This is a genomic window from Bacillus sp. FSL R5-0439, from assembly GCF_038008805.1.
Taxonomy (GTDB): Bacteria; Bacillota; Bacilli; order Bacillales; family Bacillaceae; genus Bacillus; species Bacillus safensis.
In genome coordinates, this window is record NZ_JBBOZW010000001.1 from 3090904 (window position 1) to 3115678 (window position 24775).

A 24775-nucleotide genomic window follows, 5' to 3' on the forward strand; every position below is an offset into this window, starting at 1 on the left:
AGCATACAGAAATGGGAAATACAACGTCTTTTCATAAAAAAACAGACTCATGATTGAGTCTGTTTCGCTTGTATGAATTGATCGATCACCCTTAATGCTTTTTCTGTTCCACCTGCTGCTTGGAAGCTTTCTTCAATTTTCTCAATCCCCGCCCGGTACGTATCACTGCCTAAAACCGTCTCAACGGTCTCTCTTAGCTGCTCTGCTGTCAGATGATCTTTATCAAGTGCACAGGCAGCAGATAATTCAGTCAGTCTTTGTGCCACCATCGGCTGATCTTTGTCGACTGGAATGACGACCATCGGAACGTGGTAATGAATACCTTCATTGACACTGTTCATTCCGCCGTGCGTTACAAACACATCTGTCAATTCGAGCACTTCAAGCTGCGGCACATAAGACTCGATCAGAAAATGAGCAGGCGCCTCTTTTAAGAGAGAACGATCTACTTTTTCACCTGTTGCGATGATTACTTTTCCGTCAAAGTCTGCGAAGGCATCTATACACATATTAAAAAATGCTTCTGTATCCCCAAGAACGGTGCCCATGGAAATAAAAACGACTTTTTCTTGCTCAAGTGCTTCCAGCGGGAAATCATGCTGGTCGGCTCTTTTTAGAAAGCTCGGTCCAATGAAGACAAACGAATCGTTTAATGAATCAACAGAAGGCTGGAAATATTCACTTGTATAGACGATATTCAGTTCTCCACGGTTTTTCATAAATTGCATCAAACGCGTTGGCTGAACGCTAAAACGCTCTTGTATTTTTTCTAACAGATGCTCAGCTTTCTCATCCTTCCTGTATAGCGGTGTATCAAAATGCGCCTCTTGCAGCACAAAAGATGGGTTGGATCCAATGCTCGGAATGCGCAAGTAATCTCGAACAAGCTCTCCTGCCCCAAACATATCGTAGTAGACCAAATCAAATGAATGCTTATCGGAAAGTGTTTCCACTACCTCTAAAATATCATATGATGTTTGCAGCATGGCATGAAAGAACGGCTGCATGGAATCTAAATCTCCTTCTTCCACATGTAATGTCCGAATATAGTCTGGATGTATATGTACGTGAGCGCCTAAGCGTTTGATTCGTTCCTGATAATGTACAGTTGTAACCGCATGCACTTCATCGCCTCGATCCGCCCATGTTTTGATCATTCCTAACATAGGGTTCACATGTCCTTCAGCTGGAAACGTAATCAATAAAATCTTCGCCACAAGAAATCCCTCCTCATTGTCAATTCCCTTCCATGTTAATCATATACAGCAAGCCGGCTCAACAAATACGCCTGAAAAGGGAAGAAATGAGTCTTATGTCCAGTATTTCATCATAAAGTGGCAGAAAAAAAGACAAAGTCTCCTAATAAGCACTTTGTCTTTTTCACATTATGATTTGAGCAGCATTTTTTTAAATGCATCAGACTGTTTTTCAATGGAGATCGGATCTGCATAGATAAATTCCTTGATTGAATAGTACAGGACATGCCCTTGCTTCACCGCTTGATTTTTCTTCCATACAGCGCTGTTCGTAATATCAAGATTTGGCTCTTTTCCATCCTTTGTTGGTACAAGTAAATAGTCTCCTGTATACTCATTCATCTCTTCTAATGAAATTCCAAGATAGCCTTCCTTTGGAAGTGCCTTTTCTGCCTTTTCAGGTAAGCTGAATCCATAGCCTTGATAGATGACTTCCCCGCCGCGGCCAAAGTCCGTACCAAATAAGTACACTTGCTTTGGCTGGACATCCATAATGGAGAATGTCTTGTCATCACCAATTTTCGCTTTCACTTCTTCTCCGTCTTTCTTCAGCTTCTCGTCCATTTCTTGTATTTGTTTTTTCGCTAACGCTTCTTTTCCAAGAATCTTTCCAATTTCAATATGCATCTCTTTGAAGCTATGTTCACTTGTCGTAAACGTGATCGTTTTGGCAATCTTTTTATACTTTTCAATCTGTTTGTTTTGTGAATAAGCAATGATTAAATCAGGCTTCAGCTTTGCAATCGCCTCCACATTTTCCATCGGCACCCGCTTCACACCTGTTTCATCTAAAAAGGATGATTTAGGATAAACATCTGTCATGCCAACAGGTGTCACACCTAACTTTTTAAAGTTCCCAAGCTGCGCTGTTAACACAACAATCCGCTTCGGCTTGGCAGGAATCGTGATCTTTTCACCCGTTTCCGTTGTATATGTACGCGTACTTGCTGCTTGCTCTTTATTCTCTTTCTGCCCGCATGCTACTAACAGCAGTGCCAGCAGACTGACTAGCCAAATCATTTTTTTCACTTACAAAACCACCTTTAATTGAGAATGATTATTAATTATAGCATAAATAAACATTCATAGATGAAACGTTTTAAAAGTGAATCATACATGAGGCGGAACAAAAAAACCCTCTCCAAAGGAGAGGGCTTCGTTGAGACCATTGTCTATCGTAAACAAGGTCAAGTACGCGCTCGGAGGGATTCGAACCCCCGGCAGACGTGGTACCGGAAACCACCGCTCTATCCAACTGAGCTACGAGCGCACGATATGTTTTTTGAACGTCAGCATATCAAATTATAAGGGAAATACTGCGAGAAAGCAATGATTAATCATTCGTCATGATGATGTATTTTCTTACTTTGGATACATAAACTAATATGATGGTTTGAAGTGGAATGATTTTGGGGAAAATGGATAGGGGTATTTGAATTTAGGTCAGCGTTTTGTTTGACCTTTATTGACCAAAAATGTATCATTGAATTACATACTTACCTAAAAGGTGAAGGAGGAACATTATGAATTTAATACCTACAGTCATTGAGCAAACAAATCGTGGGGAAAGAGCTTACGACATTTATTCTCGTCTTTTAAAAGACCGTATTATCATGCTTGGTTCTGCGATCGATGACAATGTTGCCAACTCCATCGTGTCACAGCTGCTTTTCTTAGAAGCTGAAGATCCAGAAAAAGATATTTCTATCTACATTAACAGCCCTGGCGGTTCAATCACAGCTGGTATGGCCATTTACGATACGATGCAATTTATTAAACCAAAGGTATCAACTATTTGTATTGGTATGGCTGCATCTATGGGTGCGTTCCTGCTTGCTGCTGGTGAAAAAGGTAAGCGTTATGCTCTTCCAAACAGTGAAGTCATGATTCACCAACCACTAGGCGGAGCCCAAGGTCAAGCAACAGAAATTGAAATTGCGGCAAAACGAATCCTTTCTTTACGCGATAAACTGAACCAAGTACTTGCTGAACGTACTGGTCAGCCAATTGAAGTCATTGAGCGCGATACAGATCGTGACAACTTCAAAACAGCGGAAGAAGCACTTCAATACGGACTCATTGACAAAGTCTTGACCCGTAATACAGAAGACCAAAAATAATGATCACAACACAAACCGTCTGTTCCTTGAACAGACGGTTTTTTGTCATTTAAACATACTTTAAGACAGCTCCGTCCATTTCTGCTGAAGAGACGGTGTTTGATAAGAAGCCATCTGCGTGATTAATTCCTCCGGTTCGCTCGAAGCATGTAACAATTGAAGGTGTGATTCATTTGAAAAGCCTTCCTGTACACTAAACTTCACCATGTCCATAAGCGGGTTGAAATAGTCATTCACTTGATACAATCCAATCGGCTTTTGATGGATACCGATTTGTGCCCAGCACAGCACCTCAAATAATTCTTCATATGTACCAAAGCCACCTGGCATCGCGATAAATCCATCGGCCAGCTCGCTCATTTTCGCTTTTCGTTCATGCATGCCTGTTACCTCAATTAACTCTGTCAGCTCTTGATGCACGACTTCTCCTCTAAAAAGCCCCTTAGGCATGACCCCGATCACTTGTCCGCCATGTCTCATGACCTCATCGGCAATCGCGCCCATTAACCCAATACGCGATCCGCCGTAAACTAGACGAATGCCCTGTTTCGCCATATAAGCCCCCAGCTCTACAGCCTTTTGTTTGTAGACATCATTTACACCTGGATTCGAACCAGCAAACACACAAATCGTTTTCATCAAAACAGCTCCATCTCTCTCTATGATTTCTTCACTCATTCTACTATAATGATTTGTAAAAAAACAGCCGTTTCTTCTATATATAGTGTAAAATCAAAAGAGTGAACACCATATAAGGAGCTGTATAGAGAGAATGCAAACAACTGAAATGGAGAAGTGGATCAAGGATTTTTATCAAATGAGAAACTGGACAGAATATGGACCGTTTATCCGGTTAGGCTTCTTAATGGAAGAAACGGGAGAACTCGCTCGTGCTGTTAGAGCAATAGAAATTGGACGAGACCGGCCTGATGAGCAGAGACAGGAATCATCTGAGCTGAAGAAAGAACTCATTGAAGAAATGGGAGATGTCTTAGCAAACCTCCTCATTTTAGCGGATCTCTATGACGTCACAGTAGAAGAGGTCTTCAGCGCTCATCAACAGAAACTCACAAAGCGTTTTCTGGAGAAAAAGAGTCAGTAAAAAACACGTGACCAAGCTGTCACGTGTTTTCTAAGCCTTAAAGATGCTGTGGTGAGATGTCATCTGTTCGTTCAAAGAAATGCTGCTTTCCGATATGATGGAAAAGACCTGTTCGATGCAAAAGCTCCTTAGGCTGTGATTGAAGCCCAACGATCATCAGCTTTCCATTATGATGCTTTAACCGATTGGAGATATTCATGAGAACCGCTTCTGCCGACGTGTCCATATAATTGACTTTATTCATAAGCAGAATGAGTGTTTTCGGTTTTGTTTGAACATGGTCCAAAATCGAATTTTCCAATGAATCTGTTGTTCCGAAAAAGAGCGGCCCTTCGATGGAATACATACTGATCCCTTTCTCGTCTACCTGTTTTTCTAAAGCAGCTGCTGTTTCCATCTGAGGAACAGCGACATTTGTATGGATATTGGTCGTCTGGCTCATTTTTTTGATAAAAGCGATAAACGCTAAAATGAGACCAGCGGTGACGCCAATAATCAAATCACCGATCACTGTGAGCAGGAAGGTCACGACAAGTACAAGCGAATCGGCATTTTTCACTTTCACAATATTGATAAATTCTTTTCTCTCACTCATATTCCAAGCAACAAACATTAAAATTGGTGCCATTGCAGCAAGTGGAATCATTGACGCATATGGCGCAAATACCATTAAAATTAACAAAACGACAACGCCATGCACAACACCAGAAATCGGACTTGCTCCGCCATTTTTTATGTTCGTTGCCGTGCGGGCAATAGCGCCCGTCGCTGGAATTCCTCCGAAAAGCGGTGCCGCCATATTGGCAATTCCTTGCCCAACAAGCTCTTTATTGCTGTCATGCTTAGAGCCTTTCATATTATCAGCAACCATTGCGGACAAAATCGATTCCACGCCGCCTAAAAGTGCAATGATAATTGCTGGAGGCAGGAGGTATATCATTTTTTCAATCGTCAATTCAGGAAAAGCGAAGGTTGGCAGCTGACGAGGGATTTCACCATATGCAGAGCCAATCGTTTCAACTTGTCCTTGAAAGAAGAGAACGGCGAGAAACGTAGAAGCCAATAGACCTAATAGAGCACCAGGTATTTTGGGAATGTATTTTTGTGCCGCCAAAATCACAATGAGCCCGGTGACGGCTGTGATGATGGCGAGACTGTTTGTGGTACCGAGATGGACCACGATTTCTCTCATATTGAGGAAAAAGCTTTCATGTTTTTCAACACCCTTTAATCCGAGGAAGTTGGCAATCTGTCCTGAAAAAATAATGACAGCAATGCCAGCAGTAAAACCGATGATAACCGGACGAGGAATAAATTTCATGAGCTTTCCTAGTTTGAATATTCCGAATAATACAAGCATACAGCCTGCCATAAAACCGGCAATGAGCAAGTTTTCAATTCCGTACTGGCTGACGATCCCGAATAAAATTGGAACAAACGCCCCAGTCGGCCCGCCGATCTGATACTTTGAACCACCAAACAACGAAATCAAAATGCCGGCAACGATGACTGTGTATAATCCATATTCTGGTCCGACACCAGATGCAATGGCAAATGCCATGCCTAAAGGAATTGCCACAACCCCCACGACAAGCCCAGCGATTAAATCGCGTCTAAACTTTGATGAATTGTACCCTTCAAATCTTCCATAAAAACGCATGGTATGTGTTGGCCTCCTTTAAGTATGTGTAGATGATTTAGGTATACTGCGGGTCAATCAGTTTATCTTTCACAACGACATCCAGCTTTCCTGTTGCTGGATGAATCACCAGTCCATGAACAGCCACATCACTTGGCATCAGTGGATGCTCTTTCACTAATTTCACACTTTGGGCCACGCTCTCTTCAACTGAATCAAAGCCTGTCAGCCAGCCCTTTAAATCGACACCTGAGTTTTTCACAATGCTTAAGCATTTCTCTTCGATTCCTCGTGCTTTCGCCTTTTCAAGTAAAGGATCCGCCGCAAGACCTGCCATTCCGCATTCATGATGACCTACAATGCATACTTCCTCTGCCTTTAGCTCATAGATAGCTAAAAGGATACTCCGCATCACACTGCCGAACGGATGTGTCACGATGGCTCCAGCATTCTTAATGATCTTTGCATCCCCGTTGCGCAGCCCCATAGATTGCGGCAATAATTCCAAAAGGCGGGTATCCATGCATGTTAAAATGACCAGTTTTTTCTCAGGAAATTTCCCCGCTTTGTAAGGCTCATAATGTCTCTCATTCACAAACTCTGAATTGTGCTGAAGAATCTGTTCTAATTTTGATCCCATTTTGCCATCTCCCATCTTTTTTTAAGTAACGTAAGCTCGTGCCCGTCCCCCTTTTCCTTCTCGTGTTCTCAAGAATAGAGAAGAAAAATGATAGAAAAAAAAGAAAAAAATGAGAAAACGATGAGAAGAAATATCATTATTTTCTCTATTTTACGCTGCATCCCAGCGGATTCGCGGGTTTGTTTTCAATCTATTATTCTCATCACACTAAAAGACAATAAAATGGTTTAGTAGAAAATGACCATCCCGTTTAATACATTTCAAATATAATAAATTTTCTATCAAAAAGTCTCGATCTATTTTCCAGTTTGTCAGATAATCTCTCGTAAAATCTTGCAAATTCACATGTCTCCTCTACTATCCGCTTATTTTTATATAGATAAAAAATGCAACAGATGGCATATGAATCTACTTTTTCATTAAGAAAATGTCTTTCTTTACCGTTATTTTAGTATATTAAATATTGAGCTGCTAACATTCAAACGTGTTCTGCCGAAATGGTTGCTTTATAATAAAAGGAGTAAGATGACCATGTGAAAGGAGCGAATTGACTGTGACACCACACATTTTTGTCGCCAAACCCTTACCTGCTTCTTTTGAGGAAATGCTAAAGGAACATTGTACATACGAGGTTTGGCAATCCAAAGACCCTATTCCAAGAGACATTTTGTTTGAAAAGCTGCAGCACGCTGATGGTCTTTTAACGTCTGGAACGAAAATCGATCAAGAGCTGTTAGATCACGCACCAAAACTCAAGGTAGTGAGTAATAACTCTGTCGGCTATGACAATTTCGATATAGAAGCGATGAGGCAAAGAGGCGTGATTGGTACGCACACCCCTTATACGCTCGATCATACCGTGGCTGACCTTGCCTTTTCGCTCATTCTCTCCTCTGCGCGAAGAATCGCCGAGCTTGATCGTTTTATCCGTGAAGGAAAATGGACAAAATTCGTACAGGAAGAAGAGATCTTTGGCATCGATGTACATCACCAAACGCTCGGTATTATTGGCATGGGACGTATTGGAGAACAAGTTGCCAAACGGGCAGCACATGGTTTTGATATGAATGTTCTTTATCATAACCGAAGCCGGAATGAAAAGGCTGAATCGGCGTATGGCGCTGTCTATTGTGCACTTGATGATCTTTTAAAACAAGCTGATATCATTGTGTTGATTACACCGCTGACCGAGGAAACGTATCATATGATTGGGGAACGAGAATTGAAGTTAATGAAGCAAACGGCTTTATTTGTAAACATTTCCCGCGGGAAAACAGTGGATGAAAAAAGCCTCATTCAAGCACTTCAGAAGGGATGGATCAAAGGCGCTGGTCTTGATGTGTATGAGCAGGAACCGCTTCAAGAGGATCATCCTTTCAAAGAGATGAACAATGTCACCCTAGCCCCTCACATCGGTTCCGCTACTGAAACAACAAGGGATCTCATGCTGAAACGAGCCATTCATAATGTGATTCATGGAATAGATGGGAAGGCGCCTGTTGATGTTGTGAAGGAGCTTGCTTCCTCTTGATCAAATAAGACGCAGGGAACTGAACTGCGTCTTTTTATTTATTTCTTTAAGAGGATTCAGGAGAAAAGTCTCATTTTAGCAAAGATCCTGATTCTTTACATTTCCTTCATGTTCGGGTGCTATAATATGAGGTAGACAAGCATCAAGAGGACGGCATCGGATTTCCTTAATAGGAGGATGAAGATGAAAAGATTGAGTTCAGTTTTGACTATGTTCGCTCTGATCGCTGCTATTCTGTTTTCTGGATTTATCCCGCAGCAAGTTCATGCAGAAACACCTCTTACACCAACAGCCACAACTGAAAATGCTTCTATTCAGCTCACGCCAGATGTACGTACCCTTGCCGTCATTAATACGTTTGATGGTGTAGCAGATTATTTAATTCGCTACAAACGACTGCCTGATAACTACATTACGAAATCACAAGCAAGTGCTCTCGGATGGGTGGCATCTAAGGGAAATCTAGCAGAAGTGGCGCCAGGTAAAAGCATCGGTGGAGATATTTTCTCAAACCGGGAAGGACGTCTTCCTTCAGCAAGCGGCCGCACATGGCGTGAGGCAGACATCAACTACGTTTCAGGCTTCCGCAATGCTGACCGTCTTGTGTATTCAAGCGACTGGCTCATTTACAAAACAACAGACCATTATGCGACTTTCACACGTATTCGATAATCAATAAAAAAGACAGCCCTGTTTCATCTGGGGCTGTCTTTTAGTATGGTTTACGGTATAAGCTTTTTCACGTAATCCTCAAAAGGAACCGGAAGCGGCTTTTTCGACACTTCTTCATGTTCATGTGTGGTGACATGATCCTCAGTAACGACCACACGTCCTGTTGGCGTGAGCTTTGACGCAAGTGGTCTTTTGTTAAAAGTAGAGGATTCATTTTCATAAATCTCGTGTCTCAATTGGACCAATGCAGCCTCGTCCACCTCGTTCAATGTGAAAGCATAGCCTGTTTCAGCACCATCTCCCCTATCTAATTGGAGTAGATGTGTCCCCTTTTCGGTTTTCTCTGCTTTGACGCGAAACCGAATAGACGCTCCTTCCACCCAATCTTCTGTAAAAGGCACAGGCTGAAGAGGTAAATTCACACCAAATCCCCCATCAATGAGAAAGCGTTCGTTATGATGCTTCAACATAATGGCTACATGCGTGCCATCAATGGCCCACGTGTCCGCTTCTTTGATATACACTGTCCCTTGAAGAAGCTGTACAGAGAGCCCTGCCTCTTTTAACACATAGTATAAGAGAGGATTGAGATCGTAACAAAGACCTCCTCTGTTTTCTTCAAGAAGATGCTGCTTCAACCCTTCTTGATTCAAAGCGTAGGATTGTTTGTTCAGAACAGATCTATTTTCGAATGGAAAGGTATAGGCCATTTTTTTTAATAATACAGGTAAGTCATTAAAGGTTATGGACTGACCTTCATATCCGATCTTCTGTAAAAAAGCTGATTGAATCATGACATTCCCTCCTAAAAAAACTGAGCCTTTGAAGAGACTCAGTTTTCTTGATTGATAAAATCTGTTAACGCCTCAATGGCTTCTTGTTCGTCCGCACCATCTGCAATCAGTGTGACAGTAACCCCAGAGCTGATCGCAAGACTCATGAGACCCATAATGCTTTTCGCATTGACTTTTTTCCCGTCTTTCTCTAGAAAAATATCAGCTCCAAAGCGATTGGCTTCTTGTACAAACAAAGCAGCTGGACGTGCCTGCAAGCCTGTTTTCAGCTGGATGGTGACCGTTTTTTCCACCATATGATCTGCCTCCCTTTTTCATTCTCCTATTTGAGTGTAACAGCTTGTCCGTTTCGTAATTGTTCTGCAATTTGATCTAGCTTTCTTAAACGGTGGTTAATCCCTGACTTGCTAATCTTGCCGCTTTCCACCATTTCTCCAAGTTCCTTCAGCGTGACCTCTTGATAGTCGACTCGCAGTTTAGCAATTTCACGAAGCTTATCCGGCAGGGCATCAAGTCCAATTTTTTCATCAATAAATTGAATGTTCTCGACCTGACGCAGTGATGCACCAATCGTTTTATTCAAGTTTGCTGTTTCACAATTGACGAGCCGGTTGACGGAGTTCCTCATGTCTCGGACGATACGCACATCTTCAAAGCGAAGCAGTGAGTTATGAGCGCCCACAACACTTAAAAATTCCGTGATTTTTTCTGCTTCCTTCATGTACGTAATGTACCCTTTTTTGCGCTCAAGTGTTTTACTATTGAGATGAAATTGATTCATCAGCTCACAAAGGGCATCATTATGTTCTTTATATAGTGAAAAAATCTCAAGGTGATAGGAGGACGTTTCTGGATTATTCACAGAACCGCCTGCTAAAAAAGCACCTCTCATATAGGAGCGCTTGCAGCATCTTTTCTTCACGAGCTCCTCTGAAATATTGCGCTCAAATACAAATTGCTCACCTAATATTTTCAAATCCTCTAAAATGGTTTTCGCTCGTTCTACCAGTCTGACAATATACACGTTATTCTTTTTCAATCTCATTTTTTTACGGACGAGCAGCTCGACTGTCACATCGTATTTCTTTTTGAGCAGCGTATAAATACGTCTTGCAATGGCTGCGTTCTCTGTCTGTATATCTAAAATCAATTTTCGATTAGAGAAAGATAATGAACCGTTCATACGGATGAGGGCAGAAAGCTCTGCTTTTGTGCAGCAGTCCTTCACGTCCAGATTAGTCAGCTCTTTTTTTGTTTCGGATGCAAATGACATCCTTGCCACCCCCATTCCTATTTTTTCTGATGCAGCAGATCGACAAGCAGCGAGGCTACTTTCAGCGTGTCATGACGAATGACATGCTGGTCGTATGTAATGATTTCTCCAGGAATCACTTCTAGTCCCATTGCTTTCAGTGCATCTGTGTCGAATTGGACAGGCTGTGCCTGTTCTTCTGCATATTTTGCTTTGATTTCTTCTGGAATTTCTTTATTGTTCACAAAAATCGTATCGATAAATGGACGAGCCATATGATCATTTAATGCCTGAACATGATCAGCTGCACTGTAGGAAAGCGTTTCCCCCGGCTGCGTCATGACATTGCAAATATACACTTTTTTCGCCTTTGAGCGAATCACTTCTTCTCCAATATGCGGGACAAGCAAGTTTGGCAAAATACTCGTATACAGACTGCCAGGCCCAATGACGATCAAATCCGCCTCACGAATGACTTGAATAGATTCTGGCAACGGTTCAATCGTATCGGGTGTGAGGAACACTCGTTTAATTCGCTCACCATAGGTAGGAATTTTCGATTCTCCTGTCACCATTTGCCCATTTTCTAATTCCGCATGAAGAACAACACTTGAATTTGCTGCTGGCAATACTTTTCCTCTCACATTTAAAACCTTGCTCATTTCAGTGACGGCATGAAAAAAATCACCGGTTATATTTGTCATGGCCGCAAGAATGAGGTTGCCGAGTGAGTGGCCTGTTAAGTCATTCCCTTTGTTAAAACGGTGCTGAAATAAATCTTCTACAAGCGGTTCAACATCAGAGAGAGCCGCAAGGACATTTCGAATATCACCTGGAGGGGGAATATTCAAATCATGCCGCAGTCTGCCTGAGCTGCCTCCGTCGTCAGCAACCGTTACTATAGCGGTAATGTCCACTGGCTTCGTTTTTAGCCCTCTGAGCAAAACAGATAAGCCAGTGCCACCGCCAAGAATGACCACCTTTGGTAGTGTCGTCATCTATTTTCTGCTTCTCTTTTCAATGTCCCGGTGAGTGACATGTGTATAGTAATCGTTTTTAAAATACTCCGATAAATAGTTGGCCAGCGTCACAGATCGATGCTGCCCGCCTGTACAGCCGATGGCGATCACAAGCTGGCTTTTTCCTTCCCTCTTATACGACGGAAGCATAAAGCTGAGAAGATCGATTAATTTCTCTGTGAATTTTTGCGTTTCACTCCATTTCATCACATAGGAGCGCACTTCTTCATCGTTTCCAGTCTGTGGACGCATACTCTCAATATAGTAAGGATTCGGCAGGAATCTCACGTCAAAGACAAGATCAGCATCAATCGGCAGACCGTATTTAAAGCCAAAAGACATCACGTTTACTGTAAACACCTGTCCTTGGTTTGTGGCAAAGTGCGTGACGATTTTTTCTCGCAGTTGTTTTGGTTTTAAATCCGATGTATCAAAAATCATTTGAGACCGGCCTTTTAACTCCTCTAACAGCTCGCGCTCCATTGCAATTCCTTCAAGCGGCAAACCTGTTGTCGCAAGGGGATGCGAACGTCTCGTTTCTTTGTATCTTGAGACAAGTACCTTATCATTTGCATCTAAAAATAGAATTCTTGGCGTGATCCAGTCAAGATCGCTCATTTCATCTAATGCCGCAATTAAGCTGTCAAAAAATTCGCGTCCGCGCAAATCCATCACAAGAGCGACCTTGCTCATCTTGGAATTCGATTCCTTCATGAGCTCTAGGAATTTCGGTAAAAGTGATGGCGGCAGGTTGTCAACACAAAAGTAGCCTAAATCTTCAAAGCTTTGAATGGCTACGGTTTTCCCCGCACCTGACATTCCTGTAATAATCACAAGCTGAATATCTTCTTGTTTGTGTGTATTCATGCCTGCTTCCTCTCCTTCTTTATGAAAACGGTTCATGTATTATTCTCCCTGAGGATCTAACCGATAAGCAATCAGCTCAAAATCGGGTGTATACGTAAAAGTGCCGTGCAGAAGTCCTTTTCCTTTGAGCATGAAATCAAGAATATGGGAATCTCCTGGAGCCATCGGCAAATGAGGCACATTCTTTACGTCATGCCATTTTAAAATGCCTTCCTCTGACTCTGTTACGTTTTTTCCGGTAAATGAATCTGCCATAAAGGTGAACATCATCCACTCTTGAACGATTTGATCGCCTTCTTTTATGATAAAGGTAAAAACACCTTTCAGCTGCGGATTTAAAATATAAATACCTGTTTCTTCTCTATATTCTCGAACGACTGAATCCTTGACCGATTCTCCGCTTTCCATTTTGCCGCCCGGTGCTACCCACCAGCCCCGTCTTGGCTTCTGCAGCAAGAGAACTTGATCTTCGTGATGCAGCACACAATTGGTTACTCGTTGCATCAGCTGTCACCTACTCTTTTATGTCTTTAACTTATTATACAGGTTCAACCTGACTCCCACAATGAACATGCCCGTTCTTCCCCGAAAACAGACCGGTTTTCGTTTGAATGATGTAACGAGCCATTTCTCTACTCTTTATTTTACAGCATCTAACGGTTCTCCATGCGTCATTTGTGAACATCTCGTGAATTTCTGATTTTAGGCAAAAAAAAGGACACGGATTCACATCCGTGCCAAACATGTATTCCTTATAAAAGGGGGTCAATTACTAGTTTTATCATAACGGAAAATTATTTCACCCGTGTTACATTCCAGTTAAAAGCCCATGACGCTATATTAAGGATTTACGACAGCCAATTATTTCGTTGCTTTGAGTTTTTCAGCAAGCTCTTCTACATAATGCTGTGCGCTTTGTGCTGCAATACTTCCGTCTCCTGTTGCTGTGACAATTTGACGAAGTGTTTTTTCACGAATGTCACCCGCTGCGAAAATACCTTCCACTCTCGTTTCCATTCTTTCGTTTGTCTCGATGTAGCCTTCTTTATTTGTAATGCCGAGATTTTCAAATGGTTTAGACAGTGGCAGCATTCCGATATAGATAAAGGCGCCGTCTGTTTTAAACTCTTCTTCTTCACCAGTAACCGTATCAACCAATGTCACACTGCCGACTTTCCCGTTTTCTTCATTGATCTGTTTGACGGTTTTGTTCCACATGAAGTCAATTTTTTCATTATCAAAGGCACGTGCTTGTAAAATGCTTTGTGCACGAAGCTTATCGCGTCTATGGATAATCGTTACTTTAGAAGCGAAGCGTGTGAGATACACACCCTCTTCTACAGCAGAATCTCCGCCGCCAATGACGACAAGCTCTTTGTTTTTAAAGAATGCTCCGTCACATACTGCACAATATGATACGCCGCGGCCGCCAAGTTCTTTTTCACCTGGTGCACCGATTTTTTTGTATTCAGCCCCTGCCGCGATAATGACAGAGCGTCCTTTGTATTCTTTTGAGCCGGCTTTGACGATTTTGTACTCTTCACCGTTCACGATTTCTTTGATATCACCATATGCATACTCTGCACCGAATTTCTTCGCATGCTCAAACATTTTATTTGAAAGTTCCGGCCCCAAAATGCTTTCAAAGCCAGGATAGTTCTCGACATCTTCCGTATTCGCCATTTGTCCGCCTGGAATTCCTCTTTCAATCATTAATGTTGAAAGATTTCCCCGTGATGTATAAACAGCGGCTGTCATTCCGGCAGGACCCGCTCCAATGATGATCGTATCGTAGATTTTTTCTTCTGACACAACTGTCACTCCCTCTTCAATTGCTGCTCGCATTTCTTACTAGAATGCCCTTGGGTGATGCTTCCATTCATGACAGAGAGCATCATTTCCACTCTTAGCTTTTATTCCTTACCCATATCCTATTAAATCTGCGGGGAATAAGCGAATCATTTGCTCATATCTTCAAAAAAAGAAAAAGCTTCCTTAAACTGCTGTTTAAGGAAGCCTGTTTACGGTTATATAAAAAGTAATGATTTATTCAACGACTCTTCTTACAACGCCTTTGAATGCTTTTTTCCAGTATACGTTGCTCATCGAGTCAACTGAAACACCGCGAGAGCTGTTATCGTTCAAGAATGTACCGTTTCCTAAGTAAATACCAACGTGTCCATTTACTTTATACGTATCAAAGAACACAAGGTCTCCGCGTTTCATGTCAGATGCACTTACAGCTCTTCCTTTACCTACAAGCGAATCTGTTGTTGTACCGCCAACTGGTCCAAGGTTGATACCTGCTGATGCAAATGCCCAGCGAACGAATGAAGAACAGTCAAAACGACGTGCGTCAATATCGGCTTGTGATCTGCCGCCGCCCCATTTATATGGAGATTGTCCAACAATAGTAGAACCTGTGCTGATTGCACCTTCAATTCCGCCTACGTTACTGCTGACAGGTGATCCACCGCCAGTAGATGGCTTCTTGCTTGGTGAACTGCTGTTGCTGTTATTGTTGTTATTGTTGTTATTAGATGACCCGCTGTTACTTGAAGATGGGCTGCTATCGTTATTTGAGCTGTTGTCTTCCGCTTGAACACTAGCTTGACGCTGCTGCTGTTGTCTTTGCGCTTTTTCTTCTTTTGCTTTTTGAGCTGCTTCTCTAGCTTCTTTTTCAGCTTGTTTTTGTGCAGCTACTGTTGCGTCCTTTTCAGATGCAATGCTGTTAGCCTCACTGTTTAACTCGCTGATTTCAGAAAAAGCACTTCCTTTTTGTTTTTTCACTTGCTTGAATAGCTTGTCTTTTTCATCAAGCTGTTTATTCAAGTCTGATTGAAGTGTTTCAAGCTTTGCAAGTGTGCTTTGCACATTTTCAAGCTTTGTGTTTAATTCGTTTTCAGACTTTTGAAGCTCTGCTTTGTCTTTTTCCTGCTCTTTAATGATTTCACTGTCTGCGTTGATCAGTGTAGAAACTGCACCTGCACGGCTGATGAAATCGCTAAAGCTTTTTGCTCCTAGTAATACATCTATGTATTTCGTAGAACCGCCGCTCTCTTGAAGGGCACGTACACGCTTTTTCAAGAACTCGTTTCTTTCTTCAATACGTTTTTCTGTATCAGCAATTTCTTTTTTCAGTGCTTTGATTTCTTTTTTTGTTTTTTCATTTTCTTTTTGTTTTTCTTCGATTTGATCACTTGTTTTTAAAGCTTTCTCATCAATATCTTTAAGCTTTTGTGCAAGTGCCTCTTGTTTTGCTTCAAGCTTTGAAAGCTCTTCTTTTTTCTTTTGAAGATTCTTGTTTACCTCAGATTGCTTGCTGTCTAGTTCTTGTTTCTTTTGTTCAAAGTTCTGTGCGTTTGCTTCATGTGTAAATGGAATAAATAAACCGCTCGCTCCGATCACCGAAGCTAAACCGAAAGTAATAAACTTTTTCACAAATAGTTCCTCCTTTGACAATTTCCCAAGCGACATTAGAAAGCAGCAAATTCTCTGCGACCAATCTGTGCTCTCTATGTCTTTCTTCCTGATTGTTCAGTCAGATGTTGACCAGATTGTTTCATCACTGGGTGTTTCATTATGTATAGTAAAATATTTAAATATCTATCTTTGTTTTAATCCACGATTTTCATTATACATGAGACATCGACAAAATGAGCTAATATTTTTATTACATTTATGTTTCAAAAACATGTCGTGATTGTCATACTTCGCCAATTCCTTGCAAATCCCACCTTTTTATCCAAGAAAAAAGCATGACCTTTTCGGCCATGCTGGGATGTTCTGAATCTATTTACCTATTTAATCAATTAACGTACAGATTTCTCGTTCGTATTTTGACAGTGTTTGAACACTGATTTGAAAAGCAGACGCAATGTCTTTTTTGCTGACAGCTGATTCTTCTTGTTCATTCATCCATAGATAATAAGATGCTGCTGCCCAGGCAGGCGCATTTTTCTTATCAATACCAGAAGCACGTGCCTGCTGAATAATATGGAATAACCAAAAATAAGGCATATGGCTGTCAGGCTGAACGGCTTCCTCTAAACTGGATGCCGCCTGTTTTGCAAAAACTGCATCTTCTGAAAAAGACTTTTCTTTCATTTCATCTTCATACAAAAGCAGTTCTATGAATTGCTGTTCAAAGGCCGTTTTCGCTGCACGTGCATCAAGGACAGACTGCAGAACGTCACGTTCTCCTTTTTGTTTGCTGACATAGTACGCAGTCAGACGTTCCTCAATCGAGACCATTGGCTCAGTCTCCTCAGGTTTATCCTGCCACGGCTTGATCTCATCTGCGTCGATATCTTCTTCGACCATCTTATCCCAAACCGTTTGGGCGAGCGTTTTGTGGCCTGTATGATAGGCTGCGCTTGCAAGCCAGTATAAAAATGTACTATCTCCCTGAAAACCTGTTTTGTACAAAGAATAAAGCCATTTAAAGGCCCATTCAAATTCTCCTACAAGGGCAAATGTTGCACCAAGCTTATAACGCTGTTCACTTAGTATTGGATACACGTGCGTTAATTGCTTCGCTAACTTGTTGACCTTCTCTTCTTCTTTTTCATAATGGTAGAAGACTAGCTGATTGCAAAGGGCATGCAGATTACCGGGATTTTCATGAAGGACCCGGTTCAACATTTCTTTCGCCTGATGGATTCGGCCAGAATAAAAATAGGCCAAAGCGAGATTGTTATACGCTGACCAAAATTCTGGATACTCAACAATCATCTGTTCCAGCATCTCAATGGCTTCATCGAGTCTGCCGCTTTCAAGCAAATGGTTTGCTTGATCCTGCTTCACAATCAGGTCATCCTGATCATAAGGAAAATCTTCGTCCTCTTCGTCGCTCATATCGAGCAGGTCCAGGAGGTCGTCATTTTCATCCGCAAATTCCCCGTTCTCTTCCAGTGCGGCATAAGCAGTAGCTGATTTATATGCCTCTTGAAATAGTCCGAGATTGGCATAATTATTGGCTTTAAAGTAGTGACACTCAGACATGTTTTCATCGATGTGTTCGAGGATGAAATCAAGCAGTTCGTTTGATTGCTGGTAATGACCCATTTCAGTATAAATAATGGCAAGCTGTGACAGCATTTCTACATTTTCAGGCTCAAGTACGATGGCCCGCTGTATTAGCTTACTTGCCCTAGACAAATTTCTTTCTCTATATGCTTTAAGACCTTTATGAAAAAAGTAATGCCCATCTTGAAAAAGCTGGACGACTTGTGTGTGATTATTTTGAGAAGTGTATTTACTCACCGATACCCTCCATTTCGAACAGTGTACCGTGTGTAGTATAACATACTTCACCAGTCGTCACATAGAACAAAAGGAAAGGAAGGATTTGTTTTTCATTTAAAAATAAAAAGCCTGGGATATCCCCCGGCTTTTCATTCACCTTGATGACGCTTTTTTAATACCTTTAATACATCATCAAGCGGTAATTGCTGTTCACGTAATAGCACAAGAAGATGATAGAGGAGGTCCGCTGTTTCCCATTTCAATTCTTCTTGATCCCGGTTTTTCGCTGCAATGATCACCTCAGACGCTTCTTCCCCTACCTTTTTCAGGATTTTATCGACCCCTTTTTCAAATAGATAGGTAGTATAAGCACCTTCAGGCATTTCCGCCTGACGCTTTGCAATGACCTGTTCAAGTTCATTTAATATCGCAAAACGATCCTGCTCTTCGCTTTGACGCTTTACGCCTTCTTCCGAAAAACAGCTATAGCTGCCAGTATGACAGGCTGGGCCGCTTGGCGCGACAAGGACAAGCAAAGCGTCCTTGTCACAGTCATATCGAATAGAAATCACTTGCTGGGTATGCCCAGAAGTGGCGCCTTTGTGCCAAAGTTCGTTTCTCGACCGGCTATAAAACCATGTTTCACCTGTCTCCAGCGTTTTTTTATAGGATTCTTGATTCATATATGCCAGCGTCAGTACTTCCTTACTTTGAGCATCCTGTACAATCGCAGGAATCAGGCCTGCTTCATTAAAAGTTAATTCATTTGCCTGTTTCATCTGACCTTCACCCCGTGTTCTCTCAAATATGTCTTCACCTCGTGAATGGAGGTTTCTTTATAATGGAAAATGGAGGCTGCTAATGCTGCATCAGCTTCTCCTTTTGTAAATGCCTCCAGCATATGCTGGGCATTGCCAGCGCCGCCAGAAGCGATAACTGGCACAGTGACTGCCTCTGATACAAGCTTTGTCAATCGATGATCAAAGCCTGTCTTTTCACCATCGGCATCCATACTTGTCAGTAAAATCTCTCCTGCACCTCTTTGCACAGCTTCCTTCGCCCAGTCGCTAACCTCTAAATCTGTTTGACGGCGTCCTCCGTGTGTATAGACCATATATGCTTTTTTCTCTTCATCGTATTTTGCATCAATTGCGACAACGATACACTGGGAGCCAAAAAAGTCAGCACCTTCTGAAATCAGTTCTGGCCTTAACACAGCTGCTGTATTGACAGATACTTTGTCTGCACCCGCTCTTAATATACGCTTCATGTCATCAAGGTGGTTAATCCCGCCTCCTACCGTAAATGGTATGGCAAGAGTGGACGCGACTTGTTTGACCACATCCACCATCGTTTTCCGGCCTTCATGCGACGCAGAAATATCAAGAAAGACGAGTTCATCCGCCCCTGCCTCATCATAGATCTGCGCTAATTCTACCGGATCACCAGCATCCTTTAAGCCTAGGAATTGCACTCCTTTGACAACACGCCCTTCCTTCACATCAAGACATGGGATGATTCGTTTTGTCATCATATGCGGTCAAGCCCTTCAAATGCTTCCGCTAAAGTAAACTGCTTCGTGTAAAGTGCTTTTCCAATGATCGCACCAGACACACCAGTTTCTTTTTGCGCTGACAGCTTTTGAAGATCAGCTACCGCGCTGACACCGCCTGAAGCAATCACTTGTTTGCCGGTTGCTTCTGCTAAGCGAACCGTGCTTTCCACATTGGGACCAGACAGCATGCCATCCATTTGAATATCGGTGAAAATAAAGACCTCTGCGCCTTCCTTTGCCAATTCCCTGCCGAGCTCCTCTGCCTTCACTTTAGACGTTTCAAGCCACCCTTCAGTCGATACAAAGCCATTTCGCGCATCAATCCCAATTGCGATTTTCTCTCCATATTGCGCCAGCATTTTTTTCACAAAGGCTGGGTTAGATACAGCTGAGCTGCCAAGTATCACTCTATCGACGCCGCTCTTTAAATAAAAAGCAACGTCTTCTTCTGTCCGAATACCGCCGCCGATTTGTACCTTCACATCTAAAGAAGATGCAATCGCCAGCACATGCTCATGATTGACACGTTTCCCTGCTTTTGCACCATCTAGATCCACAAGATGAATCCACGCTGCTCCATCCTTCGCAAATTTCGCGGCCATGTCGAGCGGTGAATCTCCATAAATGGTTTCTTGATCATAATCACCTTGTACAAGACGTACACATTTGCCATTTCTCATATCAATCGCTGGATATAATGTAAACTCACTCATTTGCTCACCCTCTGTTCGTTTGCTAATTGAATAAATTGTTTGAGCAGCGCCATTCCCGTTGTACTGCTTTTTTCAGGGTGAAACTGTGCACCAAGCACATTTCCCTTTCCAACGATTGCTGGTACTTGAACACCATAGTCCGCGCTTGCTAATTGCTCATCTGGATTCATATCACTCACATAATAAGAGTGAACAAAGTATGCAAATCCTTCTGGTACACCGTCAAACAATGGGGAGGGCTGATGAAATGTGAGCTCATTCCACCCCATATGAGGTACCTTCAGCCTTTGCCCGTCCTGATCACGATCTTTTAAAAGAACGACACGCCCTTTTAACAGCCCCAATCCTTTTGTGCGGCCTGCCTCTTCGCTTTCTTCAAATAACAGCTGCATGCCAAGGCAAATGCCGAATAACAACTTTCCTTCCTGTACAACTTGATGAATAAACGCCTCAAGTCCAGTCTCTTTTAACAGCTGCATTGCATCACGAAACGAACCAACTCCGGGCAAAATATAAGCATCTGCTTTTTTCAGCTCCTCCACATCAGAGGAAACGATATAGCGGGCACCTGCTCGTTCCAATGCTTTTGATACGCTGAACAAATTTCCCATTCCGTAATCAATGACTCCGATCATTAGAGCATCCCCTTTGTCGAAGGAATTCCTTTCACACGTGGATCAATGGTTGTTGCTTCATCTAAGGCACGTGCCATCGCTTTAAAAATGGCTTCAATCATATGATGTGTATTGGTTCCGTAGTGAACAATGACATGAAGGTTGATCCGGGCTTCAAGTGCAAATTTCCACAGAAACTCATGTACTAGCTCTGTATCAAAGGTACCTACCTTTTGACTTGGAAAGGCCGCTCTCATTTCCAAATGAGGACGATTGCTTAAATCGACCACGACCTGGGCAAGAGTTTCGTCCATCGGAACAAAGCTTGAACCATACCGCTTAATTCCCTTTTTATCGCCTAACGCTTCCTTAAACATTTGCCCGAGCACAATGCCGATATCTTCTGTTGTGTGGTGATCATCAACATCCGTATCTCCTTTCGCATCGACGGTCAAATTAAAGTGTCCATGCTTCGTAAATAAATCAAGCATGTGCGTCATAAAAGGGACGTCTGTTTGAATATCTGCTTTTCCTTCTCCATCAATTTCTAGCGCTAATGAAATGTTCGTTTCATTTGTTTTTCTCGCTGTTTTCGCCTGTCTCATTAAGATTCCTCCCGCTTTCTCGCTTCAATCGACCTTGCATGTGCTTCAAGCCCTTCTAATCTGGCAAAAGCGGCAATGCTTTCCCGGTGTGTTTCAAAGGCCTCTTGACTATATGAAATAATGCTCGTTTTCTTTTGAAAATCAGTCACACCAAGCGGGCTGGAGAATCGAGCTGTTCCGTTTGTTGGCAGCACATGATTCGGCCCTGCAAAATAATCGCCCACCGGCTCTGGACTATAGCGTCCTAAGAAAATCGCACCCGCATGCTTGATTTGACCAAGAAGTGATTCTGGATATGCTGTCAGCACCTCTAAGTGCTCTGGTGCTAATTGATTGACGACGTCTACTGCACGATCAATTGATTCTGTCACGTAAATATGGCCATGATCTTGAATGGATTGTGCTGCGATTGATTTTCTCGGCAAAGTATCAAGCTGCTTTCTGACTTCAGCCTGCACGCTTTCAGCAAGTGTCTTAGACGGTGTTACCAAAATACTAGATGCAAGGGCATCATGCTCTGCCTGCGAAAGTAAATCCGCCGCTACCTCATGTGCGACTGCTGTTTCGTCTGCTAGAACTGCAATTTCACTTGGACCTGCAATCATATCAATATCTACCTGACCAAATACTTCCCTCTTTGCCAGCGCTACATAAATGTTCCCTGGACCTGTGATTTTATCAACAGGCTTGATGCTTTCCGTTCCATAGGCAAGTGCCGCAATCGCCTGTGCACCGCCCATTTTATACATCTCAGAAATACCAAGCTCCTTCGCCGCAGCCAAGACAGCGTCAGAGAGACGTCCATCTTTCCCAGGAGGTGTCACAAGAACGATTCGTTCAACGCCAGCGACTAGCGCAGGAATCACATTCATTAATACAGATGATGGATAGGCAGCTGTTCCGCCGGGGACATACACTCCTACTGCATCAAGCGGTGTTACCTTTTGTCCAAGCATTGAGCCGTCCTTTTGGTAATAAAACCAAGAGGACGTAAGCTGGCGCTCGTGGTATGTGCGAATATGCTTGATAGCCGTTTGAATAATTTGAACCATCTCTTTGTCCAAACGTTCGTAAGCTTCTTCCATTTCACCTTCTGTGACAAGCGGATGTTCAATCAACACACCGTCAAATTGCTTTGTAAAAGACCGTACAGCTTCATCACCATTTGTTCTCACTTCTTGTATAATGCGCTGAACAGCCTGACGCTGCTCTTCTGTTCCTGTATCTAAAGACCGTTTGAGTGAGAGAGTATCTGTCTCACCTTCTTGTATGCAGGTGATGTTCATGATGATTCCTCCTCTTCTCCTTCAATAATTCTTGCAAGACGCTGTGCCATTTCATCAATCACCGTATCCTTCATCCTGTAGCTCACAGGATTGACAATAAAACGTGACGTGATATCACAAATATGCTCCGTTTCCACAAGTCCATTTTCCTTTAGTGTTTGACCTGTAGAGACAATGTCAACAATGCGATCGGCAAGCCCAATGAGCGGTGCTAATTCAATGGAACCATTCAGCTTAATGATCTCCACCTGCTCCCCTTGCTCTCTAAAATAGGACGATGCGACATTTGGGTACTTTGTTGCCACACGCGGTGCGACACCACCCCAGCTCGCTCCTGGCAAACCAGCAACAGCTAAATGACATTTACTGATGTTTAAATCGAGCACTTCGTACACATCACGAGCTTCTTCTAGCATGACATCCTTCCCTGCAATGCCAACATCCGCCACACCGTGCTCTACGTAGGTGGTCACATCCATTGGCTTAGCTAAAATAAAGCGGAGGTTTTCTTCTGGTACATCTATGATTAATTTTCTTGAATCCTCGAATTCCTCTGGCAGCTGGTACCCCGCCTGTCTTAACAGCCCGGCTGCTTCTTCAAATATCCGGCCCTTTGGCATTGCCATCGTCAACACTTTACTCATTTCGCTCTTCCTTTCTAGCGCCGATAAAATAAGTCACCTGTTCAAATGCCTTGGTCATCGCGTCAATATTTTCAATCCCCGCTAAGTCTTGCAGGACGATCTTTTTACCTTTTGAGCGCTCATTTTCTGCAAAAGCAAAAGCTTCAAGTCTTTGTTCTTTGCTAAAAATCACAGCCTCCTGCCGCTCATTGATCTCTTTTGCATCGAGCGCTTCAAGAAGACGGTCTAGTCGAAGCCCGAACCCTGTAGCTGGTGCGGGTGCATTAAAATGAGCAAGTAATTGATCATATCTACCGCCACTTCCGATGACCGATCCAACATGATCAGCAAATACTTCAAACAAAATACCCGTATAATAGCTCATATGACTCACCATGCTTAAATCTAAACGGATATATTCTGTACAGCCGTAATCTTCAAGTGTCTCCCATAGCGACTTTAGCTGTGCGAGCACCTCTTTTCCTTCTTGTGAAACGACGATTTCCTCTGCCCGCTCTATCACTTCTTGGCCGCCTCTTAACTCTAAAAGCTGTAACAGCCTCATTTTATCGATGGAGGAAAGCGGTAATTGTTTCACATGCTGTCGGTATCCTACATAATTCTTTTCATATAAGAAGCGGCGAAGGACGTTTGCACGCTCTGTATTTCCGAGTACATCGACAAATAACGTCTCTGCTAAAGCGACATGCCCGATCGCGATTTTGAAGGACCTTAGCCCGGCATTTTTTAAGGCAAATACGGCAAGTGCGATGACTTCAGCATCTGCACTAATCGAACCATCACCAATCAATTCAATTCCGACCTGCTCAAATTCTGATGGTCTTCCGCCTTCTCTTTCCTGCGCACGAAACACACTCGCTGCATACCCGACACGAAGCGGATACGCCTGTTCATGAAGCTTAGAAGCCGCCACCCTTGCAATCGGACCTGTCATATCAGGTCTCAGTACAAGGGTTTGCCCGTTTTGATCAAGAAGTTTAAAAAGTTGTGTATCGGTAATCGCCGATTGCACACCGACTGTATCGTAAAATTCAAGCGTTGGTGTCTCCATTAAACGGAAACCCCAACCATTCATAACATCTGTTAAAGAATGTCTCACTTTTTTCTTCGTCTCATACAATCCAGGTAATGAATCCCGCATACCATATGGTTTCTCAAACATAAACATGTTCTTCCGCACCTCCAACACATTAAAACAAAAAATTCCGAATCCTTTAGT

25 protein-coding genes, 1 tRNA gene and 1 pseudogene are annotated in these 24775 nt (G+C 42.7%); 4 read left to right on the forward strand and 23 right to left on the reverse strand.

Annotated elements, in window-relative coordinates:
* Positions 1-47: 47 nt before the first annotated feature.
* The 3 genes from NST59_RS16010 to NST59_RS16020 form a co-directional block, all read right to left on the reverse strand.
* Complete coding sequence (locus tag NST59_RS16010; protein WP_099663668.1) at positions 48-1217, reverse strand: macrolide family glycosyltransferase; 1170 nt, start codon at positions 1215-1217, stop codon at positions 48-50.
* Between the two features lie 168 nt (positions 1218-1385).
* Positions 1386-2276 carry an ABC transporter substrate-binding protein gene (locus NST59_RS16015; protein WP_039183327.1) on the reverse strand — a complete coding sequence of 297 codons (891 nt, stop codon included), beginning with the start codon at positions 2274-2276 and terminating at the stop codon, positions 1386-1388.
* 174 nt (positions 2277-2450) lie between these two features.
* Positions 2451-2526, reverse strand: a tRNA-Arg gene (locus NST59_RS16020).
* A 253-nt stretch (positions 2527-2779) separates the two neighbouring features.
* Here NST59_RS16020 and clpP point away from each other — a divergent pair.
* Positions 2780-3376, forward strand: coding sequence for an ATP-dependent Clp endopeptidase proteolytic subunit ClpP (gene clpP / locus NST59_RS16025; RefSeq protein ID WP_024427684.1), 597 nt, complete (start codon positions 2780-2782; stop codon positions 3374-3376).
* A 60-nt stretch (positions 3377-3436) separates the two neighbouring features.
* On the opposite strand, the gene NST59_RS16030 is transcribed toward clpP, so the two are convergent.
* Positions 3437-4015: an LOG family protein gene (locus NST59_RS16030; protein ID WP_041088147.1), complete on the reverse strand. Its 579-nt coding sequence runs from the start codon at positions 4013-4015 to the stop codon at positions 3437-3439.
* Between the two features lie 133 nt (positions 4016-4148).
* On the opposite strand from NST59_RS16030, the gene NST59_RS16035 reads away from it, so the two are divergent.
* Positions 4149-4478 (forward strand): MazG nucleotide pyrophosphohydrolase domain-containing protein, encoded by a 330-nt coding sequence (locus NST59_RS16035; protein WP_126682334.1) that lies wholly within the window; start codon positions 4149-4151, stop codon positions 4476-4478.
* Positions 4479-4515: 37 nt separating this feature from the next.
* On the opposite strand, the gene NST59_RS16040 is transcribed toward NST59_RS16035, so the two are convergent.
* Together NST59_RS16040 and NST59_RS16045 are read right to left on the reverse strand one after the other, a co-directional pair.
* Positions 4516-6138, reverse strand: a complete 1623-nt coding sequence (locus NST59_RS16040) for a SulP family inorganic anion transporter (protein WP_047203861.1) — start codon at positions 6136-6138, stop codon at positions 4516-4518.
* A 37-nt stretch (positions 6139-6175) separates the two neighbouring features.
* Positions 6176-6757: a beta-class carbonic anhydrase gene (locus tag NST59_RS16045; RefSeq protein WP_047203875.1), complete on the reverse strand. Its 582-nt coding sequence runs from the start codon at positions 6755-6757 to the stop codon at positions 6176-6178.
* Positions 6758-7310: 553 nt separating this feature from the next.
* On the opposite strand from NST59_RS16045, the gene NST59_RS16050 reads away from it, so the two are divergent.
* Both NST59_RS16050 and NST59_RS16055 read left to right on the forward strand, forming a co-directional pair.
* Complete coding sequence (locus tag NST59_RS16050) at positions 7311-8288, forward strand: 2-hydroxyacid dehydrogenase (protein WP_064498004.1); 978 nt, start codon at positions 7311-7313, stop codon at positions 8286-8288.
* 345 nt (positions 8289-8633) lie between these two features.
* Positions 8634-8960: pseudogene (locus NST59_RS16055) on the forward strand (ribonuclease); the annotation flags it as partial.
* 50 nt (positions 8961-9010) lie between these two features.
* Here the strand turns inward: NST59_RS16055 and NST59_RS16060 are convergent.
* From NST59_RS16060 to NST59_RS16140, 17 genes are all read right to left on the reverse strand, one after another.
* A complete protein-coding gene (locus NST59_RS16060; RefSeq protein WP_064498003.1) occupies positions 9011-9754 on the reverse strand; it encodes an arylamine N-acetyltransferase family protein in 744 nt (247 codons plus the stop codon).
* A gap of 38 nt (positions 9755-9792) precedes the next feature.
* Positions 9793-10050: an HPr family phosphocarrier protein gene (locus NST59_RS16065; RefSeq protein WP_024423549.1), complete on the reverse strand. Its 258-nt coding sequence runs from the start codon at positions 10048-10050 to the stop codon at positions 9793-9795.
* Positions 10051-10076: 26 nt separating this feature from the next.
* The gene (whiA, locus tag NST59_RS16070; RefSeq protein WP_003213321.1) at positions 10077-11027 is read right to left on the reverse strand and encodes a DNA-binding protein WhiA; all 951 of its coding nucleotides are present in this window, start codon (positions 11025-11027) and stop codon (positions 10077-10079) included.
* Positions 11028-11044: 17 nt separating this feature from the next.
* The gene (locus tag NST59_RS16075; protein WP_047203858.1) at positions 11045-12004 is read right to left on the reverse strand and encodes a gluconeogenesis factor YvcK family protein; all 960 of its coding nucleotides are present in this window, start codon (positions 12002-12004) and stop codon (positions 11045-11047) included.
* Positions 12005-12892 carry an RNase adapter RapZ gene (rapZ, locus tag NST59_RS16080; RefSeq protein ID WP_039183329.1) on the reverse strand — a complete coding sequence of 296 codons (888 nt, stop codon included), beginning with the start codon at positions 12890-12892 and terminating at the stop codon, positions 12005-12007.
* A gap of 39 nt (positions 12893-12931) precedes the next feature.
* Positions 12932-13396, reverse strand: coding sequence for an 8-oxo-dGTP diphosphatase (locus NST59_RS16085; protein WP_144494084.1), 465 nt, complete (start codon positions 13394-13396; stop codon positions 12932-12934).
* 357 nt (positions 13397-13753) lie between these two features.
* Positions 13754-14704 carry a thioredoxin-disulfide reductase gene (trxB, locus tag NST59_RS16090; protein ID WP_039183330.1) on the reverse strand — a complete coding sequence of 317 codons (951 nt, stop codon included), beginning with the start codon at positions 14702-14704 and terminating at the stop codon, positions 13754-13756.
* A gap of 234 nt (positions 14705-14938) precedes the next feature.
* A complete protein-coding gene (locus NST59_RS16095; RefSeq protein WP_058837575.1) occupies positions 14939-16333 on the reverse strand; it encodes a C40 family peptidase in 1395 nt (464 codons plus the stop codon).
* A 363-nt stretch (positions 16334-16696) separates the two neighbouring features.
* Entirely contained in the window at positions 16697-18157 is a 1461-nt protein-coding gene (locus NST59_RS16100) for a tetratricopeptide repeat protein (protein ID WP_144490035.1), read from the reverse strand.
* 131 nt (positions 18158-18288) lie between these two features.
* Positions 18289-18918 (reverse strand): bifunctional phosphoribosyl-AMP cyclohydrolase/phosphoribosyl-ATP diphosphatase HisIE, encoded by a 630-nt coding sequence (gene hisIE / locus NST59_RS16105; protein WP_126682338.1) that lies wholly within the window; start codon positions 18916-18918, stop codon positions 18289-18291.
* Complete coding sequence (gene hisF, locus NST59_RS16110; protein WP_047201833.1) at positions 18915-19673, reverse strand: imidazole glycerol phosphate synthase subunit HisF; 759 nt, start codon at positions 19671-19673, stop codon at positions 18915-18917. The genes hisIE and hisF overlap by 4 nt, the downstream gene beginning before the upstream one ends.
* On the reverse strand, positions 19670-20407 hold the full coding sequence (hisA, locus tag NST59_RS16115) for a 1-(5-phosphoribosyl)-5-[(5-phosphoribosylamino)methylideneamino]imidazole-4-carboxamide isomerase (RefSeq protein WP_059376610.1): 738 nt from the start codon (positions 20405-20407) through the stop codon (positions 19670-19672). Before hisA ends, hisF begins: the two co-directional genes overlap by 4 nt.
* Complete coding sequence (gene hisH, locus NST59_RS16120) at positions 20404-21042, reverse strand: imidazole glycerol phosphate synthase subunit HisH (RefSeq protein ID WP_064498000.1); 639 nt, start codon at positions 21040-21042, stop codon at positions 20404-20406. Before hisH ends, hisA begins: the two co-directional genes overlap by 4 nt.
* Positions 21042-21626 carry an imidazoleglycerol-phosphate dehydratase HisB gene (hisB, locus tag NST59_RS16125; RefSeq protein ID WP_024423560.1) on the reverse strand — a complete coding sequence of 195 codons (585 nt, stop codon included), beginning with the start codon at positions 21624-21626 and terminating at the stop codon, positions 21042-21044. The genes hisH and hisB overlap by 1 nt, the downstream gene beginning before the upstream one ends.
* Complete coding sequence (gene hisD / locus NST59_RS16130) at positions 21626-22912, reverse strand: histidinol dehydrogenase (RefSeq protein WP_341040819.1); 1287 nt, start codon at positions 22910-22912, stop codon at positions 21626-21628. Before hisD ends, hisB begins: the two co-directional genes overlap by 1 nt.
* Positions 22909-23556 (reverse strand): ATP phosphoribosyltransferase, encoded by a 648-nt coding sequence (hisG, locus tag NST59_RS16135; RefSeq protein ID WP_144467954.1) that lies wholly within the window; start codon positions 23554-23556, stop codon positions 22909-22911. Before hisG ends, hisD begins: the two co-directional genes overlap by 4 nt.
* Positions 23549-24724: an ATP phosphoribosyltransferase regulatory subunit gene (locus tag NST59_RS16140; protein ID WP_144490029.1), complete on the reverse strand. Its 1176-nt coding sequence runs from the start codon at positions 24722-24724 to the stop codon at positions 23549-23551. The genes hisG and NST59_RS16140 overlap by 8 nt, the downstream gene beginning before the upstream one ends.
* Positions 24725-24775 lie beyond the last annotated feature (51 nt).

Coding starts and splice junctions, on each gene's coding strand:
- NST59_RS16015 (WP_039183327.1), bottom strand. CDS start 2,276: ATGATTTGGCTAGTCAGTCTGCTGGCACTGCTGTTAGTAGCATGCGGG.
- clpP (WP_024427684.1), top strand. CDS start 2,780: ATGAATTTAATACCTACAGTCATTGAGCAAACAAATCGTGGGGAAAGA.
- NST59_RS16030 (WP_041088147.1), bottom strand. CDS start 4,015: ATGAAAACGATTTGTGTGTTTGCTGGTTCGAATCCAGGTGTAAATGAT.
- NST59_RS16035 (WP_126682334.1), top strand. CDS start 4,149: ATGCAAACAACTGAAATGGAGAAGTGGATCAAGGATTTTTATCAAATG.
- NST59_RS16040 (WP_047203861.1), bottom strand. CDS start 6,138: ATGCGTTTTTATGGAAGATTTGAAGGGTACAATTCATCAAAGTTTAGA.
- NST59_RS16045 (WP_047203875.1), bottom strand. CDS start 6,757: ATGGGATCAAAATTAGAACAGATTCTTCAGCACAATTCAGAGTTTGTG.
- NST59_RS16060 (WP_064498003.1), bottom strand. CDS start 9,754: ATGATTCAATCAGCTTTTTTACAGAAGATCGGATATGAAGGTCAGTCC.
- NST59_RS16065 (WP_024423549.1), bottom strand. CDS start 10,050: ATGGTGGAAAAAACGGTCACCATCCAGCTGAAAACAGGCTTGCAGGCA.
- whiA (WP_003213321.1), bottom strand. CDS start 11,027: ATGTCATTTGCATCCGAAACAAAAAAAGAGCTGACTAATCTGGACGTG.
- NST59_RS16075 (WP_047203858.1), bottom strand. CDS start 12,004: ATGACGACACTACCAAAGGTGGTCATTCTTGGCGGTGGCACTGGCTTA.
- rapZ (WP_039183329.1), bottom strand. CDS start 12,892: ATGAATACACACAAACAAGAAGATATTCAGCTTGTGATTATTACAGGA.
- NST59_RS16085 (WP_144494084.1), bottom strand. CDS start 13,396: ATGCAACGAGTAACCAATTGTGTGCTGCATCACGAAGATCAAGTTCTC.
- hisIE (WP_126682338.1), bottom strand. CDS start 18,918: ATGAAACAGGCAAATGAATTAACTTTTAATGAAGCAGGCCTGATTCCT.
- hisF (WP_047201833.1), bottom strand. CDS start 19,673: ATGATGACAAAACGAATCATCCCATGTCTTGATGTGAAGGAAGGGCGT.
- hisA (WP_059376610.1), bottom strand. CDS start 20,407: ATGAGTGAGTTTACATTATATCCAGCGATTGATATGAGAAATGGCAAA.
- hisH (WP_064498000.1), bottom strand. CDS start 21,042: ATGATCGGAGTCATTGATTACGGAATGGGAAATTTGTTCAGCGTATCA.
- hisB (WP_024423560.1), bottom strand. CDS start 21,626: ATGAGACAGGCGAAAACAGCGAGAAAAACAAATGAAACGAACATTTCA.
- hisD (WP_341040819.1), bottom strand. CDS start 22,912: ATGAACATCACCTGCATACAAGAAGGTGAGACAGATACTCTCTCACTC.
- hisG (WP_144467954.1), bottom strand. CDS start 23,556: ATGAGTAAAGTGTTGACGATGGCAATGCCAAAGGGCCGGATATTTGAA.
- NST59_RS16140 (WP_144490029.1), bottom strand. CDS start 24,724: ATGTTTATGTTTGAGAAACCATATGGTATGCGGGATTCATTACCTGGA.